The sequence below is a fragment of the Nibrella viscosa genome, from assembly GCF_039541875.1.
In the GTDB taxonomy this organism is placed as follows: Bacteria; Bacteroidota; Bacteroidia; order Cytophagales; family Spirosomataceae; genus Nibrella; species Nibrella viscosa.
Genome location: NZ_BAABHB010000003.1, coordinates 671,980 through 688,944 on the forward strand (window position 1 = coordinate 671,980; position 16,965 = coordinate 688,944).

Consider the following 16,965-nt stretch of genomic DNA (forward strand, 5'->3'; position numbering starts at 1 on the left):
CGTTAATTGTTAGGATTCCCGCAAATATAACCGAAGCGGGCAAATATCCTACGGGAATACTGCTAATACGAGCCAGAATGTACGGTATTGTGAATTGTCCGAAAAATCCTGTTTGGGGTTGCCATTTTTAATCAGTACTTCATTTCGCCCCGGTCTTTTTCCACGGCAGATCGGCCCTCGGTCATCCAGACCGGAGCCGGTGCGTCTTTCAGGTAATGGTCGAAGAACTGGTACATTCGGATGCTCAGGTCTTTGGCGTTGTGCCGCTGCGTCAGGTTGTGGTCTTCGCCGTTGTAGACCAGCATCCAGACGGGCTTGTTGAGCCGGCGCAGCGCCGAGAACATCTCAATGCCCTGGTACCAGGGCACGGCTCCGTCGGCATCGTTGTGCATCATCAGCAGGGGCGTAGTGATGCGGTTGGCGTAGAACAGCGGAGAGTTTTCGATGTAGTTCAGGGGCTTGTCCCAGAGGGTACCGCCAATGCGGCTCTGCGTTCGTTCGTACTGGAACATCCGGCTCATGCCGGTTCCCCAGCGGATGCCCCCGTAGGCGCTGGTCATGTTGGCGACGGGCGCACCAGCCATAGCGACTTTGAACATGTTGGTGCGGGTAATGATGTAGGCGGTCTGGTAGCCACCCCAACTCTGGCCCTGTAGCCCGATACGCTCCCGGTCCACAAACCCCCGGTCCATCAGGCTCAGCACACCCGGCACAATGCAGTCGTAGGCGTTGGGGCCGGGGGCGCCGGTGGTGTACACAATATCCGGCACAAAGACCAGGTAGCCGTTGGAGATGCAGTACGGAATATTAATGGTAGAGCGGCTGGGGGCCGGAGCACGGTAGTCGTTCAGGGTCTGGTTGTTGCGTTCGTAATAGTACACCAGCATGGGGTATTTCTTCTTCGGGTCGAAATCCTCCGGCTTGTACAGCAGCCCTTCCAGCTTAACTCCGTTATTCCCCATCCAGTTGACCAGCTCCACGCTACCCCAGCGGATGCTGTCCTGCTGCGGATTAATGCGGGTAAGCTGGACGGGCGTGGCCAGGGTGGTATCGGTCGCGTAGATGTTGACCGGCTCCTGGAAGTTACCCCGGTAGAACGTCAGTGTCGGGGCATCCTTCGCCTTCGCCAGCCCGGTATAGCGGTGGTTACTGTGGGTCAGCACCACCGGCTCGGCTGATAGGTCATTGCCTTTTTTCTTGAGAATACCGGTGGATTTGTCGCTTTCCCAATAGCCGGTCAGCCAGAGTTCCGCGCTGGGGTTGATGGCGCGGTCGTCGGCCGGGCCGTCGGTCCGGTCGAGGTTGGCCCGGCGGAGCTGGATCTTGTGTTTGCGGCCGTAGCCGGCTGTCAGGTTGACGGGCTTTTCGCGGCCGGTGGGGTCGATCTGCCAGATGTCGTACCGGTCATACAGCCAGAAGTAACGGTCGCCGGTGGTCCAGCCGGCCGAGCCGTAGCTGCCGGGCAGATTCGGAGTATCATGCTCTTCGTCGAAGAACTTGGCCGGCAGGCCACGCGTCAGGTCAACGCGCTTGCCTTCCCGCACCGACCACGCCCGCCAGAGCGAATCGCGCTCGTCGTACCAGGTTACGTACAGGCCACCGGGCGACAGGCGCGGCTCCGACACCATCGCATCATTGGCGATTTTTGTGGGTTTGCCGGTTTCGGTATCGATCAGGTACAGATCGGTATGGCCGGGATCCCAGGAACTGATAACCTGATAGGGGAGGTCGCTGAGGCCGAGCAAGTGTTTATGCTTTGTCTTATAATCGACCTGCACCGTCGGTATCTCACGGGTGGCCAGTTGCGTAACACGGCCGGAGGCTACGTCGAATACGGTTGTAAAGCCCTGTTCTTTTTCCTGCTTCAGCCGTTTCTGTTGCATGGGTTGCAGGCGGTTGTCGGTCCAGCTCCAGATATCCATTTTTACCTTCTCATCGTCGGGCGTCAGTGTGTCTTTACGTGCGGGTACGGGTTTGGGCGCTGTAGCAAAGTATAGCCACCCCCCATCTTCGGCGAAGCGGGGTGTGGTGAATTCATTCACCGTCCAGCCTTTGGGCAGGCTGGTGGTCGTTGTGTCTACCAGCAGGCGGAATGGTGCTGCGGTGGCTACCGGTTTCATTTTGGCGGGTTTGCCCTTTGCCGGAGCCGGTGGCAGCAGATTTTTGTAATACAGCGCAAAGACTTTGGCTTCGGCCCCGGCGCTGTCGGCTGTAGCCATCCAGGCCAACTGGGTACCGGCTTTATCGATGGCCAGCCCTTTATAGACCTTCCGCAGCGAACTGGTATCGATCAGCGTCTCGGCCTGTTTCTGCGTATCGAAGAGGTAAATGCCGGCGGTTTTCAGCGAGTCATTCACGGCTTCCTTGCTGTAGAAAAACGTTCTGCCGTTTTCAGAAACCACTACATTAGAAACATACCGGAAGGTTTGGCGGGTACCATCGGCCATGTTGAGCAGCGTCAGCAGGTCACCTTTCGGTTTTCTGGTGGTCGTTCTGGGCTTAGCGGCAGCCGCCGACCGGGAGTTAGGAGCGGGCACAATAGAATCTGATTTGGCTCCTGCCGGGAGCGGTGCAGCCGCGCTTGCTACCGTATTCCCCTGATTGCCTTCCTGCAAAACGGCCAGCCAGGAGCCGCCTTCTTTGCCCAGCATAAACGATTTGACATTGGGCAGTTTAGTGTGGGCACGCGTATTCAGGTCAAAGACCAGCAGGCTGTCTTTGGGCATCAGCTCGGCTTTCAGTTTCTTGCGTTTGGCCGTACGGATCTCAGCGTAGGGCACCTTCAGTCGCATCACCAAAAACCGGCTGTCGTGGCTGAACTGTGCCTGGTAGCCACGCGGAAAAAAAAATCGGTTACCAGGATTTCTGGCTTCGCGAAGCTCCAGCAGCCCATCGCCTTCCTGTGGGTCAATCTGGTAGCCGATCCAGCGGCCGTCGTTGGTGATTCTTTCGGAGCGTACACTCTGCCACCGGTCGTAATCGGCATGAGTGAGCGGGCGTTTGGTTTGGGCTAAAACGGAGAGACTGGTTAGAAACAGCGCACAAAGGAGAACGGGACGTTGGCTCATAGGATAAGACAAAGCGATTTACCGACGAATTTACGCAAATTATCCGGATGTTAACTCGGCCAGTCCTACTCCGTAATCGGCGGCTCCGTAATAGACCCAGATCCGATTATCGGGCCACTGGATCCAGCCGTTGGAGAATACCACGTTTGGAAAGAAGCCTTCCCGTTCCCAGGCTAATTCCGGTGTCAGAAGCGGTACGGCAGAGCGGCCGATGATCCGGCTGGGGCTGTCGCCGTCCAGCAGCGCCAGCGCCAGCGCATACTCCGTAGTCTGGCTGGTGCCGTGGTAGCAAACCAGCCAACCCTCGTCGGTGAGGATGGGTTCGGGACCAGCTCCAATTTTCTGGTACTCCCAATTCTTGTCTGATGGCCCAAACACATAGCGGTGCTGCCCCCAGTGAATCCCATCCGGTGACTCGCTCAGCCAGATCGAGGGTTTGCCAATTTCGTGAACCATTGGCCGGTGCAGCATCAGGTATTTGTCATTGATGCGATCTGGAAACAGGCAGGCATCTTTGTTGGGCGGAGGCAGCACCATGCCAATCCGGTTTACATCAGTAAAGTCATGGGTCTGCGCCAGGCCAACACCTGGCCCGCGTTCCGAAACAGCCGTGTAGGTAATCCAGTACTTGCCTTCCAGAAAGGTAATGCGGGCGTCTTCTACGCCAAATGCCTCGTCGGCGCGGGTCGGAAACAGAAACGGTTTATCGTCGGGAATGAAGTGAATGCCGTCGTGACTGCGGGCCAGACGAAGGTGGCTCAGGGAGGTGAGATACACTTTGCCATCAATGGTAACGACACGGGGATCGTAGGGCTCTCTGGGTTCGCGAAACGTTTTGACGGTCAAGCGTGGTACGCCGTCGGTATGCACCACCACAGGCACGTGCAGCCAGCCTTTTTCGGGCCGAGGGGCTTCGGCTACGCGGAGCAGCAACAAAACCTGATCGCCGACCCGGCAGGCGGCCGGGTTAAAAGCACCTAACACCTCAAAGCCTTCCATAGCGGGTTTCAGGTCGGTAGTTTTCAGAATAGGCTGGTCGGAGAGCCGGCGTAGCGAATAGTTTCTCATCGGGCAAGTTGCTCATAATTGCGTGTTACAGGGAATAAACCAAAACAGGCAGATTCGGTTACAGGCCGTTTGCTCAAATCTTTTTATCTCCCGGAAAACCTTCGGAGAAGTGGCGGGTTATGTGGAAGAAAATTTAATCACTTTGTGAACACCCCAACTTACTCGGTACTATGACAAGCCAGCACACAACGCGTCGCGACGACCTCATGAATTCAGCTACCGCAGGCACACTAACCGGCTATACCGGCATCGAAAAAGATTCTACGCTTATGGCCCCCCAATTAGCGGCCGACTACGACGATGTCGGCTCCGGGGCCGGTCGGGGCTATGGCGGGGTAGACGATGACGAAGATGAAGAACTGGAAGATCTCACCGTTGATGACGAAGATGATGCGTTCGCTGATGAGGACGACGATGATTTTGATGAGGACGATGAGGATATTGACGACGAAGACCTGGACGATGATGTCGAAGACGATATAGACGACGACAGCACCTTACGGGGCCGCTGGTAATATTACTCCATGCCACAATGCTATGAACCCAGAAGAAACAAACGAAGAAAATCAGGAAGCGTACGAGCGGTCCAATACACCTGAAGAAACGGCTCCCGACAGCGAAACCCAATCGTCGGCCGCCAGTGCCCAGGGCAACCGCAACAACCTGGAGCAGCGGCTCGAAAACACCGGCGGCACCACCGGACCGGACGAGGACAAGGCGGAAGGGAGAGACGATATTTAATGATGAATGATTAACGATGAATGGGCTGACGCATATCTACATTCATCATTCATCATTATGCATTTATCACTCTCAACAGCGTTTGGCATTTCATTTCGGTTTCGTGCCATTCGCGGTCGGGGAGGGAGTCTTCGGTCAGGCCGGCACCAGCATAAAGGGTGGCGGTCTGACCTTCCAGTTTCAGGCAGCGGATATGCACGAACAGATGGCTTTCGGCCTGTATATTGACCGGACCGAGGAAGCCACTGTATAGCTCGCGGTCGTGGGTTTCGTGCTGCCGGATAAACTCGCCGGCAGCTTCGCGGGGCATGCCGCACACAGCTGAGGTCGGGTGCAGCAGCCGGAGCATGACCGTACCCAACTGCGGGAAGTTGACCGCTTTGGTGTCGACTGTAAAATCAGACTTCAGATGCATCAGGTTACCCGCAATGGCTGTCTTTGGCCCTTCTTCAATGTATTCCCGCAGCCGTATCTTCTTAAAGCAGCCAATAATGTAGCGGCCAACCAGGGCTTGCTCCTCAATTTCTTTCTGTGTCCAGGCCGCTTCGGAGGTACGTTTCAGCCGGCCGTCGACGTCGTAAGCCGATTGGGTACCGGCCAGCGCTACCGTCCGGAAAATGCCATCGGCATCAACGCTCACCAGTCGTTCGGGCGTGGCGCTGATCCAGACCTGCCGCCGTTCGGGTAGCCATACCACCGATACAAACGCCGTCGGGTAAGCCTCGCAGAGTTTTTCAAACAATTGCACTACATCCGGCTCGGCAGAAAACGCCACCGTTTTGGTGCGGCTAATGACCACCTTCCGAAACTCCCCCTGCTGGATTTGAGATGTAGCTTCGGCCACCGCAGCCTCAAACCGACGCTGCTCTTCCGGCTTCGATAAAGCTGTAACTTGGGTAACAGGTACTCGCTGCTGAGCAGGAGCGATTAGTAACCGCTCCACTGCCTGGTAGAAAGCTTCGGCTTGTTTATTGTCTGTTTTTGATAAGTTCTCATTGAACTCATCGCGCTGAAAGATGTAGTGAGCATCGGCCCGCAGAAAGAGGGTTCGCTCATTATCCGGATTGTCAAATGGGCTAACGGCAAAACCGGCGGGCAGTTCCTCCAGGTCGGCGGGTACCTGCGGCAATTCGTCGCCAAAATGGATAATCAGATGTTTCTCGGGGCGATTGGGTAGCCTCCACAAGGCAGCGGGGCAGCCGGTTTCGTAGGCGGCCCGCCAGAGTTGCGGGGCGGAGGGTTGGGTATCTACAGGTACGGACAATGTCGGATAAAGCTCCATATTACGTAATTCAGACTACGGTCAGGTTCATCAACGTAACAGTTTGTCTATGCTTTTTGTGCAAAAAAGGAGGGAAAATATAGGGGCCAATGTGCGGGCCAGGCGGAGCGGTCCGACGATTCGGCTGACCCGTACATTACACCGTCAGCACGGCAATGGTGATGCGGCTGACGCAGACGAGTTTCTGCTGCTCGTCGGTGATGCGGATGTCCCAGACATGGGTAGTGCGGCCGCGGTGAATGGGCGTTACTTTGCCGTAAACCCAGCCGTCGCGCACGGAGCGGATGTGGTTGGCGTTAATTTCCAAACCTACTGCCCGTTGATGTTCAGGGTCTTCCAGTGACAGAAAGGAGGCTACACTACCCAGTGTTTCGGCCAGGGCAACGGAGGCTCCGCCGTGCAGAATGCCGAAGGGCTGGTGTGTGCGGTGATCGACGGGCATCCGGGCAATGATGTAGTCGTCGCCGGCTTCAGTAAATTCAATGCCTAAATGATCGGACATCGACTGGCGGCCGAAGCCGTTCAATTGATCTAAAGAAAATGGTTTGTTCATATTGAGGATAAAATTTCCTAGTTTTGCGCCTGATTTGGTGTTTGAAGATAAACGGCAAAGCTAACCGCTTGAAACGAAAAACGATATATCTGATTCGGCACGGGGAGACGAATTATAATCGTCAGGGAATAGTGCAGGGAAGTGGCGTAGATTCCGATCTGAACGATATGGGCCTGGCGCAGGCTCTGGCGTTTTTTCAGGCCTATCAGCACGTTAGTTTCGATAGAATCTACACGTCCAAACTGAAGCGAACCATCCAGACCGTTCAGCCGTTTCTGGACCTCGGCCTGCCTTACGAAAGTCACGAAGGTCTGAATGAGATCAGTTGGGGCATCATGGAAGGCAAAGTGCCAAATAGCTACGACAATGAGTATTACCGCAACCTGATCGATAGCTGGGCCGACGGCCAGACATCGGTATCCACCGAAAACGGTGAAAGTCCGGAACAGGTCATGGAACGCCAAAAGCCGGTAATTGACCTTATTTTGTCTCGTCCCGAAGAAAAAACTATTTTAGTAGCTATGCACGGCCGTGCCATTCGGATTCTGCTGTCGTGGCTGATGAAACAGCCGCTGTCGCATATGGATCAATATGAACACAGCAACCTCTGTCTCTACAAGTTAAGCTACTCCTACGACACCAACGAGTTCACCATCGAGCTATCCAACGATAGTACCCACCTGCTCACCCTCGCCCTGGCTTAAAAAAATCCTAAAGCTGCATCGGTAAGTTGCTGCCCCTACTGCCTTTTCAGTAAAGAGCAGTCGGGCTGGGCAAAAGGTAGCTGCTGCCGCTGTTCATTTCAAATTATTCATTGTTCATTACTATTTCCCGCTGGTGTATTCGGCAACGCCCCTTGCCGAAAAAACCGTACTTTCGTGTAAGGTCCGTTGCTGGACCCGTTGTAAGCAGACATGGCGAAAAAAAAGATATATTGGTTTTGTCAGATTGCCGGCTGGACGCTCCTGATTATGGTAGAGTTTGTTGCCTACTGGCTGGAATACGGGTTTGATATTGATCTGTTTTATTTAGCCATTGCTAACATTATTCTCGGTATTGTGCTGACGCATACCTACCGGCTGGCGATTAAGCACTGGAACTGGGTGCGGCTACCGTTTCATCAACTGGTGCCCAGGGTGTTAACTTCCGTGCTGGTATTGGCGTTTATCATGACTCTGGTGAATATACCCTTCGATAGTGAACTCCTGCCCGACCTGTTTGTCAAAGAACCGGTTGCTTTTATGGGGTATATGCTGAGTTGGGGCAAAACTATGCTGGCCTGGATTCTGAGCTATACCGCCTACCATTATGTTGAACGGACCCGTGATGCCGAGATTGAAAAAATTCTGCTGAAAACTTCTATTCGGGAAACCGAGGCTAAAGTACTTCGCTCGCAGTTGAATCCTCACTTCGTCTTTAACGCGCTTAATAGTATCCGGGCGCTAGTGATCGAAAACCCGAACAAAGCGCAGCAGGGCATTACCCAGCTATCCAACATTTTGCGAAACTCCCTGCTGGCCGACCGCCGGAAAACGGTAGAGCTGCGCGAGGAGATTAAGACCGTAGAAGATTACCTGGCCCTTGAAAAGGTGCGTTACGAAGACCGGCTGGTGTGCCAGGTAAACGTTGATCCCAAGACGATCTACTGGCAGGTACCGCCTATGATGTTGCAAACCCTGGTAGAGAACGCCATAAAACATGGTGTGTCAAAACCCGTTGGGGGTGGCTTCATCGAATTGGTAACCTGGCTGGAGCATGATATGCTCCAGATCCGGATACGGAACACGGGTATACTGGGCAGTAAAGAGGAGACTGGGGGCTTTGGCCTGAAAAATACGGTGCAGCGGCTAGACCTGCTCTATGGATCGGAGGCCACGTTCCGGATCTTCCAGGAATCGGAGAATGTCGTCTGCGCCGAAATGACCATTCCGATGCAATCGGATAGTATCTTTAAGCGAGTCCCTGAAAAAGCAACAACGGAATAAAGAGCGTTTGAGGTTTGAAGTTGCTCCGCCTTGTTAACCTCAAACTTCAAACTTCAAACTTCAAACCACCTTATGCGCGCCCTATTGATTGATGATGAACGGCTGGCCCGGAATGAACTGCGCCGGTTGCTGGAGAATTTTCCAAAAGTAGAAGTGATTGGCGAAGCCGCCAATGCCGACGAAGGCGTAAAGCTTATTGAAGAACTGCAACCCGACCTGCTGTTTCTGGACATTCAGATGCCCGGCAAAAATGGGTTTGAACTGCTGCAGTCTATCGATGGTAAGGCACCGGAGGTTATTTTTACCACAGCCTACGACGAATATGCCCTCAAAGCGTTTGAGTTTAACGCGCTGGATTACCTGCTCAAGCCCGTCGACCTGAACCGGCTGACGGAGGCTATCAACCGAGTGGAGGAAAATCACCAGCCGCTGCCGGATACGCCCCTTGGGGAAAATAATAAAATGCTGGGCGAAAACGACCAGGTGTTTGTCAAAGACGGTGAGAAATGCTGGTTCGTGAAGCTGGGTAAGGTCCGGCTATTCGAGTCGATGGGGAATTATGTCCGGTTGTATTTCGACGATCAGAAGCCGCTTGTACTGAAGTCACTTAACAGCCTGGAAGACCGGCTCGACCCGAATACGTTTTTCCGGGCCAATCGCAAGCACATCATTAACCTGAATTGGATAGATAAAATTGAACCCTGGTTTAGTGGCGGGCTACTGGTGACACTGCAAGGGGGAGATAAGATTGAAATCAGTCGGCGGCAGGCCATCCGGTTCAAAGATCTGATGAGCTTATAGCCAGATTTTATTCGGAGACCATCCTGTTCACCAAACATATTAACATAGAATAGGTAAAATCTATGGTTTTAATCTACTTTTCATTTGGTGTGCTGCTAAGTTATCTCTAATTTTCGGCCATCGTAGCGGGATCTCCGGCGCTACGCCTACAATGAAACGGCTATTTCCATTATCACTACTCTGTTTGTTCACGGCCTGCCGTGTTAGTACTTCTTCCATTGAACTTGATGCCCCTTCGTCGCCCGAAAAACCGACCATTCAGCGTCAGCAGTATGAATATACGGGAGCCGGCCGATGCGACACCACCACGCGTCGGGGTATTTCGTTCAGGGCTGATTATGTCCTGCTGAAGGACCCGACAAAAGCAAGTCAAATCATCAATGATTCGGTACAGGCCCTGGTTCGGTCCAGTGTAATGGGCTGGCTGGATTCCGCTCCTGATACCAGACAGCCAACCGATCTGGCAGCTGCGGCCCATTTGTTTGCGGCCGATTACCGCCGGCTCCTGAAAGATGTCGGGATGGTGGGTGGCTGCTGGGAGTTGGAGATCAAAGGCGATACGGTCTATGTAGGCCCCCAGGTCCTGACGATCCGGATGGAAACGTATGCCAATACCGGTGGGGCGCATCCGAACACGTTCTCTACGTATTATTCCTTCGACCGGGCAACGGGCAGGCAGCTTCGCCTGTCTGATCTCGTAACCGATACCACGGCACTAGCGCCCATTGTGGAGCGGATTTTCCGGCTGAAACAAGGTATCTCCGAGGAGCAGCGGTTGGAAGAAGAGGGCTACTTTGCCGAGACCGGTCGGTTTGTGCTGCCCGAACACGTGGGCGTTGGCCGCAAGGGGCTGATCTTCTACTACAACCCGTACGAGATTGCCGCCTACGCACAGGGTCCTATCGAAATTGTTGTGCCGTATCGGGAGATTAAGGAGGTGCTGCAGGAGGGGGTGCTGTAGCTGTAGCCTGGAATTGTATTCCGGGCGTCGCAGACAAAACACCCGGAATACAATTCCAGGTTACTCCTCCAAACTCGTCAACCCTGCTCGGGCCTTGTTGTCGACGCTGTTCTTGTATTCGTGCTTTTTGTAGCTGAGAGCTTTCTCGAAGTACTGGCGGGCTTTGGCAATGTTGCGCTTCTGTTGATAGATGTAGCCCAGTTGTAGCGCTGAAGTAGCGCCAAACGAAAGCTGTGCGGATTCGCTGAGGGCGATGGCGCGTTCGAAGCAGGGGATAGCCTGATCGGGTTCGTGGCTGCGCTGATAAATGCGGCCCAGTCGGTAGTTGTATTCAGCGCGGTCGGGGAGTTGGATAAAGTGGGCTTCCGGGTAAGAGCGCATGAGCGTCAGCGCGGTATCAAGGTAGCCGCCGTCGGTAGCCAGCCGGGCCTGCATCAGAATTTTCTGCTGGCTGGAGATGGTCTTGCTGAAAAAGCTTTCGGCAAATTTCTGGGCGGCTTTGTCGGACTCCACCACGGTGTGGCCCACCTGTTGTACCTGCTGAAGCAGTGGAATCGCACGGGTATCGTTGTTGGTCAGCCAGTAGCATAGGAACTGCTTGTAATACGAATCTTTCAGGAAGTTTTGCCCCCGGTAGGTAGTCAGAAACTGCTGGTATTGTTGAAGCGCCTGCTGGTAACGGCCTTTTTGCAGGTAAATATCCCCCAACAGATTATAAATTATCGGCATAGCCAGGTAGGCCGGGCCGCTGGGGCGATCGAGCAGGTAGGCGAGGGCCTGTTCGCTGCGGCCGTTTTTCATGGCGGTGGTGCCGGCAAAAAAATGGATCAGCAGGTTGTCGGGATGCTCCTGCACCAGGCCTTTCAGTTTCTGTTGGTCGGCGTCGGTAAATTGGGTGATATAGGCGCGGACCAGCAGTTCAATCATCTGCGATTCGGTACGGAAAATGGGGTCCTGCTGCGCCCGCTGAATTTCCAGCAGGCCCTGCCGAATGCTGCCTTTCAGCCCCAGCAGGTTGGTCACCCAGGTATAATTCTCCGGCACCGAGCCGATCATGATGTGCAATACGCCCAGCGATTTATAGGTAGGAATAAAGCTGGGGTAGAGTTTCTGATTTTCGGCCAGGAGTTTGTAGGCCCGGATAATATCCCAACTGGCGCTGATTTCTTTTCCGAACTTGAGCTTAACAAACGCCCAGTGCAGCCTCACCTCCGCCTGCATCAGCCGCTGCCAGGGCGACTTGCTATCGAGTTTCTGGAGCTGACTGAGCCGCTGATCCTCGCGTTTCGCCAGTTGATTAAAGGCCTGCTCCTCGTCAGCTACCAGCAGCGTGACCATGTCGGCAAAATCGTCGGTATAGATATGCATACCATTGGTTACTGGTTCACCGGTCAGGGTTTGCCGGGCAGAGGCAACTTTGAGTTTCAGCAGATCGACATAGGCCCGCTGCAGGCCCGGTGTCCAGGCAAAATCCTGGGCCGCAAGCGGTCGGCACAGCAGCAGACAAAACAACAGCAGGCAACGGTTCATAGCCGCAAAGTAAGGCAATAAAAAAGGCCGCCCGGGGGCAGCCCTTTAGGAATTATGGCTGAGCAACGTTTACCGGCGACCGGTAGTGGCTGGTTCAGGAGCACCTTCGGCATCGGCAAAGATACGGCCGCAGTGCTCACAAACGATAATTTTCTTCTTATCCCGGATATCGGCCTGACGCTGGGGCGGCACCACGTTGAAGCAGCCGCCACAGGCACCGCGCTTCACCGTTACCACGGCCAGACCGTTGATGGCGTTGTTGCGGATCTTATTATACGATTTCAGCAACCGTTCTTCGATCTGTTCCGCCTGCTCTTCCCGATTCTGCATCAGCTTCTTCTCATCTTCCTGACTTTCCGACGTGAGCTGATCCAGTTCGCCCTTTTTGGCTTTTAGGTCTTCCTGGCGTTCTTTCAGCGTGTTCTGCGTGCCTTTGATCTCTTCCTCCTTCGTGCGGATGCGGAAAGTGGCTTCGTTGATACGCTTGTCGGCCAGTTCAATTTCGAGCGATTGCAGTTCGATTTCCTTAGAGATGGCGTCGTATTCGCGGTTGTTGCGGACGTTCATCTGCTGGTCTTTGTACTTGTTGATGAGCTTCTCGGCGTCTTTTTTAACGTTGCGGTTCCGCTCAATCTCTTCTTCCAGTGCCTGAATTTCGGCGTTGAATTTGCCGATGCGGGTTTCAAATCCGGCGATCTCATCTTCCAGATCGCGTACTTCTTCCGGCAGGTCACCGCGCAGTTTTATGATTTCGTCTAATTGAGAGTCAATGGATTGCAGTTTTAGAAGGGCTTCCAGCTTCTGAGCAATCGTAAGTTCCATTCGGAGTAGGTTTTGTGCTACAAAAAGTACCGGACGGGGTTTGTCACCGTTTCGGATAAATTTACCGCAAAGGTAGTGAATTTTTTCGATAAATACTCCTGAATCAGCTCTTTTGTAAAGACTTCGCTCTCGTAATGCCCAATGTCGGCAATGATGATCCGGCCGTCGGCATCAAAAAACTCGTGGTACTTGTAGTCGGCGGTGACAAACACATCGGCGCTGGCCCGAACGGCATCGGTCAGCAGGAAACCACCGGCTCCTCCGCAGACGGCTACGCGCCGGACAGGCCGATCCCGCAACGGGGTATGGCGGATAACCGGCAGGTTCATGCTGCTCTTGAGGTGGTTCAGAAATTCGTATTCGTTCAGCGGTTTGGGGAGTTCGCCTACCGCGCCGGAGCCAACTTCCTGATTCTCGTTGTTCAGCAACGTCAGGTAATGGGCTACTTCTTCGTACGGATGCGCCTGACGGAGGGCATGCATGATCTGGCTCTGCTGGTGCGACGAAAAAATGACCTCGATGCGGTGCTCGTTCACGGTTTCGTCATGACCTACTTCCCCAATGGCCGGGTCGGCACCTTCTTCCGGCTTGAACGTACCTGTACCTTCAACGCGAAAGCTGCAATGACTGTATTGTCCGATTTCTCCGGCACCGGCTGCGTACAGGGCATCCAGGACCTTCTGCGTATCGGCAATGGGCACAAACGTGACCAGTTTCGTCAGCACCTGGTTCTTTGGGGCGAGAATCCGGACGTTTTCCAGGCCTAGTTTTTCGGCAATTTTGTAATTTACCCCGCCAACCACGTTGTCGAGGTTGGTATGGGCAGCATACAGGGCCACATCGTTTTTGATGGCTTTGATCACCGCCCGCTCCACGTAGTTGCGGCCGTTGAGCTTTTTGAGCCCCCTGAACACAATGGGGTGGTGGGCCACTACCACGTTGCAGCCTTTGCGGATGGCTTCCTCTACAACATCTTCGGTGGCATCGAGGGCAACCAGTACGCCGGTAACGCCGGCATCGGGATCACCGACGATCAGACCGGCGTTGTCGTAGCTTTCCTGGTAGGCCGGCGGAGCCCATTGTTCGAGGGAGCGGGCGAGGGTACGAAGGGTTGTTGTCATACGGCCAAAGATACGGAGTTGTTCAGAAATGGACGTTGGATGTTAGATGTTGGACAGTAGACGTGACCGTACGGTGGGCGTGGTCTGCCGTCTAATGTCCAGCGTCCAATGTTTACTTTACAATAGTAAAAATCCGGTGCAAACGCTTTACTAAACAGATACACCTAAACGACCCATGCGTTCCAGAATTTCACGGTCTTTTCTTGCCCTTTTCCTGATCCTGATGCCCTGGCTGGTCCAAAGCCAGTCGCCGGTCTTACAAGCCAGCCCTTCTATGCCGTTGCCCGAACATCCGCGGCCGGATGTTGAACGGGCCAACTGGCTCAACCTGAACGGCCTCTGGTCGTTTCGCTTTGACCCGAACGATCAGGGGTTGCAGCAACGCTGGTTTAGCGGTACGCAGCAGTTTCCTTTGTCCATTAATGTGCCCTTTCCCTGGGGCGCTCCGCTGTCGGGCGTGAAAGACGAAGCCGATATTGCCTGGTACCAGCGTACCATTACCGTGCCGGCCAACTGGAAAGGCCAGCGGGTGTTTCTGACCATCGGGGCCAGCGACTGGCTCACAACGGTTTGGCTCGACGGGCAGGAGCTGGGCAAGCACCAGGGCGGCTACACCCCGTTTTCGTTTGAACTGACGCGTTTTCTGAAGCCGGGACAGCCGCAGAAGCTGGTGGTGCGGGTGGATGACAAACGGCGCGATTTCACCCTCTACGGCAAGCAGGGCTACGGCAATGCCCGTGGTATCTGGCAAACCATTTACCTCGAAAGCCGGGGCGATGCCTACCTCGATGCGCTGCATTTTACCCCTGACATAGACAAAAACAAAGTGCGGGTAACTGCCTACCTGCCCGAAGCAGCGCAGAAAGACCTCAGACTGAACCTGCGTATTAACACCAATAATGGCCCGATTACGGCCACGCAGAACATACCCAAAGGCCGGCAGCAGGTAGCGTTTGAGGTAGCCATCCCCAACGCCCGGCGCTGGACCCTGGATGATCCGTACCTGCACACGGTGGAGGCCCGGCTGAGCGGGGGCGGTACAACGGATGATGTGCTGAACAGCTATTTTGGGATGCGCAAGATTTCGGTGATGGATATGCCGGGCACGAATATTCCATACGTGGCGCTCAATAACGAACCCGTTTATCTGCAACTGGCCCTCGACCAGTCGTATCATCCCGAAGGGTACTATACGTTCCCGAGTGATGCCTTTATGCGCAACGAAATCCTGTTGGCCCGGCAGATCGGGCTGAACGGTATCCGGACGCATATTAAAGCTGATATTCCCCGCAAGCTGTACTGGGCCGACAAACTGGGCGTGCTGGTGATGTCGGACCTGCCGAATAGCTGGGGGCAACCCGACGAACCCATGCAGAAAGAATCGGAATACACGCTGCGGGAGATGATTAAGCGCGACTATAACCACCCGGCTATTTTCTCCTGGATCACCTTTAACGAAACCTGGGGCCTGACCACCAAAAAGAAGGTAAACGGTAAGGAGGTAGCCGAATACACGCCCGAAACGCAGAAATGGGTAGCCTCGGTATACCGCCTGGCGAAGTCGCTGGACAGCACCCGGATTGTGGAGGATAATTCCGTCTGCTGCGGTCGCGGCCATACCGAAACCGACCTGAACTCCTGGCACGAATACCTGCCCGGCTACGGCTGGGAAGAGCACCTGGCCAAACTGACCAAAAACCTGTACCCCGGCTCTGCCGCAAATTTCGAGAAAGGCTATCAGCAGGCCCGTCAGCCAAACATCAACTCCGAGTTTGGCAATGTCTGGGGCTACGATGGCAGCACCGGCGATGTAGACTATACCTACGACTACCACCGCGCCATCAACACCTTCCGCAAGTACCCGCAGGTAGCCGGCTGGCTGTATACCGAACACCACGACGTGATTAACGAATGGAACGGCTACTACCGCTACGACCGCACCGAAAAGATGACCGGTCTCGACGAACTGGTGCCCGGCATGAGCCTGCGCGATTTTCACGCGCCACTGTACATCTCGACGGGGCAGGACATCACCCGTACCGTAAAACCCGGCACCACGGCCGCCGTTCCGCTGTTTGCCTCCTTCATGACCGGCCGAAACGATCTGGGCAATTCTTTGGTGGTGAGTGCCAAACTGTACGGCTGGGATGCGCTGGGGCAGGAAAAAACCTGGTGGATGTCGGATAAGGACATACCCTACCAGCCGTGGATGCAGCGGGCGCTGGATTCGCTGCGGGTGCCGATTCCCAACGAGAAATCCGTGGCCATCCTGGCTCTGCAACTTAAAGACCGCAGTGGTACGGTTCACCACCGCAATTTCATGACCTTCGTGGTTGATGCACCCGCGCCCCGTGAACTGGCGCTGGCCGATGGCCGCAAAGCCCGGCTGATCCAGTTTCCGGTCGCATCGTTCAAAGACGCCAACTGGAGCCGGAAGCAGTGGAATGTGCTGGACGGCAAGAAGGTAAACGGGGCCGGCAGCGGCTATTTCGAATACCGGGTGGCTGTACCTCGCGATATCAACCTGGCCAATGTAGCCATGGCCTCACTAGTGATGGAAGCGGGAGCGAAGCAGTTGTTCGGTAAGGATATGGGGGACGGTAAGATCGAGGGCGACTACATGCTCGGCAGAGGCACCGCCGACCCCAGCCGCAACCCGAATGCCTACCCGCAAACTGATGAGACTCGATTTCCCAGCGCCGTAACCGTGTGGGTTAACGGCGAAAACAGCGGTCGCTATGACCTGCCCGACGATCCCGGCGACCACCGGGGTATTCTGTCCTGGCATGCGCAGCCGCAGAACCGCAAGCTCAACGAAGCCGGCTCGTACGGCTACCGCCTGAGCGTGCCCATTGCTGCCGAAGCCCTGCGCAAAGCCGCCCAGACTGGCGAACTGCTCATCCGCCTGGCCGTAGATGACGGACTGCCCGGTGGCCTCGCCCTTTACGGCTCCGACTTCGGCCGTTACCCCATCGACCCAACCGTAGTGCTGGTGTTGAAGTAATGGGATTGTGGATTTGGGATCTCGGATTG

14 protein-coding genes are annotated in these 16,965 nt (G+C 54.8%); 7 read left to right on the plus strand and 7 right to left on the minus strand.

What is annotated here, in order from left to right:
- Nucleotides 1-131: 131 nt before the first annotated feature.
- Both ABD931_RS11440 and ABD931_RS11445 read right to left on the minus strand, forming a co-directional pair.
- On the minus strand, nucleotides 132-3,068 hold the full coding sequence (locus ABD931_RS11440; RefSeq protein WP_345267102.1) for a S9 family peptidase: 2,937 nt from the start codon (nucleotides 3,066-3,068) through the stop codon (nucleotides 132-134).
- A gap of 39 nt (nucleotides 3,069-3,107) precedes the next feature.
- Nucleotides 3,108-4,136, minus strand: coding sequence for a glycoside hydrolase family 130 protein (locus ABD931_RS11445; RefSeq protein WP_345267104.1), 1,029 nt, complete (start codon nucleotides 4,134-4,136; stop codon nucleotides 3,108-3,110).
- Nucleotides 4,137-4,306: 170 nt separating this feature from the next.
- Between ABD931_RS11445 and ABD931_RS11450 the strand changes: the two genes are divergently transcribed.
- Together ABD931_RS11450 and ABD931_RS11455 are read left to right on the plus strand one after the other, a co-directional pair.
- Nucleotides 4,307-4,651, plus strand: a complete 345-nt coding sequence (locus ABD931_RS11450) for a hypothetical protein (protein WP_345267106.1) — start codon at nucleotides 4,307-4,309, stop codon at nucleotides 4,649-4,651.
- A gap of 22 nt (nucleotides 4,652-4,673) precedes the next feature.
- Nucleotides 4,674-4,877, plus strand: coding sequence for a hypothetical protein (locus ABD931_RS11455; RefSeq protein ID WP_345267108.1), 204 nt, complete (start codon nucleotides 4,674-4,676; stop codon nucleotides 4,875-4,877).
- Between the two features lie 55 nt (nucleotides 4,878-4,932).
- On the opposite strand, the gene ABD931_RS11460 is transcribed toward ABD931_RS11455, so the two are convergent.
- Together ABD931_RS11460 and ABD931_RS11465 are read right to left on the minus strand one after the other, a co-directional pair.
- Nucleotides 4,933-6,159: a chorismate-binding protein gene (locus ABD931_RS11460; RefSeq protein WP_345267110.1), complete on the minus strand. Its 1,227-nt coding sequence runs from the start codon at nucleotides 6,157-6,159 to the stop codon at nucleotides 4,933-4,935.
- A gap of 136 nt (nucleotides 6,160-6,295) precedes the next feature.
- On the minus strand, nucleotides 6,296-6,712 hold the full coding sequence (locus ABD931_RS11465; RefSeq protein ID WP_345267112.1) for a hotdog fold thioesterase: 417 nt from the start codon (nucleotides 6,710-6,712) through the stop codon (nucleotides 6,296-6,298).
- Nucleotides 6,713-6,780: 68 nt separating this feature from the next.
- Between ABD931_RS11465 and ABD931_RS11470 the strand changes: the two genes are divergently transcribed.
- The 4 genes from ABD931_RS11470 (at nucleotide 6,781) to ABD931_RS11485 (ending at nucleotide 10,459) form a co-directional block, all read left to right on the plus strand.
- Nucleotides 6,781-7,416: a histidine phosphatase family protein gene (locus ABD931_RS11470; RefSeq protein ID WP_345267114.1), complete on the plus strand. Its 636-nt coding sequence runs from the start codon at nucleotides 6,781-6,783 to the stop codon at nucleotides 7,414-7,416.
- 210 nt (nucleotides 7,417-7,626) lie between these two features.
- Nucleotides 7,627-8,697 carry a sensor histidine kinase gene (locus ABD931_RS11475; RefSeq protein ID WP_345267116.1) on the plus strand — a complete coding sequence of 357 codons (1,071 nt, stop codon included), beginning with the start codon at nucleotides 7,627-7,629 and terminating at the stop codon, nucleotides 8,695-8,697.
- A 72-nt stretch (nucleotides 8,698-8,769) separates the two neighbouring features.
- A complete protein-coding gene (locus tag ABD931_RS11480; RefSeq protein ID WP_345267118.1) occupies nucleotides 8,770-9,498 on the plus strand; it encodes a LytR/AlgR family response regulator transcription factor in 729 nt (242 codons plus the stop codon).
- A gap of 151 nt (nucleotides 9,499-9,649) precedes the next feature.
- A complete protein-coding gene (locus tag ABD931_RS11485; RefSeq protein ID WP_345267120.1) occupies nucleotides 9,650-10,459 on the plus strand; it encodes a DUF3298 and DUF4163 domain-containing protein in 810 nt (269 codons plus the stop codon).
- A 60-nt stretch (nucleotides 10,460-10,519) separates the two neighbouring features.
- On the opposite strand, the gene ABD931_RS11490 is transcribed toward ABD931_RS11485, so the two are convergent.
- The 3 genes from ABD931_RS11490 to ABD931_RS11500 form a co-directional block, all read right to left on the minus strand.
- Nucleotides 10,520-11,989, minus strand: a complete 1,470-nt coding sequence (locus tag ABD931_RS11490) for a tetratricopeptide repeat protein (protein ID WP_345267123.1) — start codon at nucleotides 11,987-11,989, stop codon at nucleotides 10,520-10,522.
- A 69-nt stretch (nucleotides 11,990-12,058) separates the two neighbouring features.
- Nucleotides 12,059-12,811: a zinc ribbon domain-containing protein gene (locus tag ABD931_RS11495; RefSeq protein ID WP_345267125.1), complete on the minus strand. Its 753-nt coding sequence runs from the start codon at nucleotides 12,809-12,811 to the stop codon at nucleotides 12,059-12,061.
- A 17-nt stretch (nucleotides 12,812-12,828) separates the two neighbouring features.
- Nucleotides 12,829-13,932 (minus strand): Nif3-like dinuclear metal center hexameric protein, encoded by a 1,104-nt coding sequence (locus tag ABD931_RS11500; protein WP_345267127.1) that lies wholly within the window; start codon nucleotides 13,930-13,932, stop codon nucleotides 12,829-12,831.
- A gap of 175 nt (nucleotides 13,933-14,107) precedes the next feature.
- Here ABD931_RS11500 and ABD931_RS11505 point away from each other — a divergent pair, with 175 nt between their 5' ends.
- On the plus strand, nucleotides 14,108-16,936 hold the full coding sequence (locus ABD931_RS11505) for a glycoside hydrolase family 2 protein (protein WP_345267129.1): 2,829 nt from the start codon (nucleotides 14,108-14,110) through the stop codon (nucleotides 16,934-16,936).
- Nucleotides 16,937-16,965 lie beyond the last annotated feature (29 nt).

Excerpts from the sequence above, each read along its gene's own strand:
- ABD931_RS11460 (WP_345267110.1), bottom strand. The coding sequence starts at position 6,159 with ATGGAGCTTTATCCGACATTGTCCGTACCTGTAGATACCCAACCCTCC.
- ABD931_RS11490 (WP_345267123.1), bottom strand. The coding sequence starts at position 11,989 with ATGAACCGTTGCCTGCTGTTGTTTTGTCTGCTGCTGTGCCGACCGCTT.
- ABD931_RS11485 (WP_345267120.1), top strand. The coding sequence starts at position 9,650 with ATGAAACGGCTATTTCCATTATCACTACTCTGTTTGTTCACGGCCTGC.
- ABD931_RS11505 (WP_345267129.1), top strand. The coding sequence starts at position 14,108 with ATGCGTTCCAGAATTTCACGGTCTTTTCTTGCCCTTTTCCTGATCCTG.
- ABD931_RS11500 (WP_345267127.1), bottom strand. The coding sequence starts at position 13,932 with ATGACAACAACCCTTCGTACCCTCGCCCGCTCCCTCGAACAATGGGCT.
- ABD931_RS11475 (WP_345267116.1), top strand. The coding sequence starts at position 7,627 with ATGGCGAAAAAAAAGATATATTGGTTTTGTCAGATTGCCGGCTGGACG.
- ABD931_RS11455 (WP_345267108.1), top strand. The coding sequence starts at position 4,674 with ATGAACCCAGAAGAAACAAACGAAGAAAATCAGGAAGCGTACGAGCGG.
- ABD931_RS11465 (WP_345267112.1), bottom strand. The coding sequence starts at position 6,712 with ATGAACAAACCATTTTCTTTAGATCAATTGAACGGCTTCGGCCGCCAG.
- ABD931_RS11450 (WP_345267106.1), top strand. The coding sequence starts at position 4,307 with ATGACAAGCCAGCACACAACGCGTCGCGACGACCTCATGAATTCAGCT.
- ABD931_RS11445 (WP_345267104.1), bottom strand. The coding sequence starts at position 4,136 with ATGAGAAACTATTCGCTACGCCGGCTCTCCGACCAGCCTATTCTGAAA.
- ABD931_RS11495 (WP_345267125.1), bottom strand. The coding sequence starts at position 12,811 with ATGGAACTTACGATTGCTCAGAAGCTGGAAGCCCTTCTAAAACTGCAA.
- ABD931_RS11480 (WP_345267118.1), top strand. The coding sequence starts at position 8,770 with ATGCGCGCCCTATTGATTGATGATGAACGGCTGGCCCGGAATGAACTG.
- ABD931_RS11440 (WP_345267102.1), bottom strand. The coding sequence starts at position 3,068 with ATGAGCCAACGTCCCGTTCTCCTTTGTGCGCTGTTTCTAACCAGTCTC.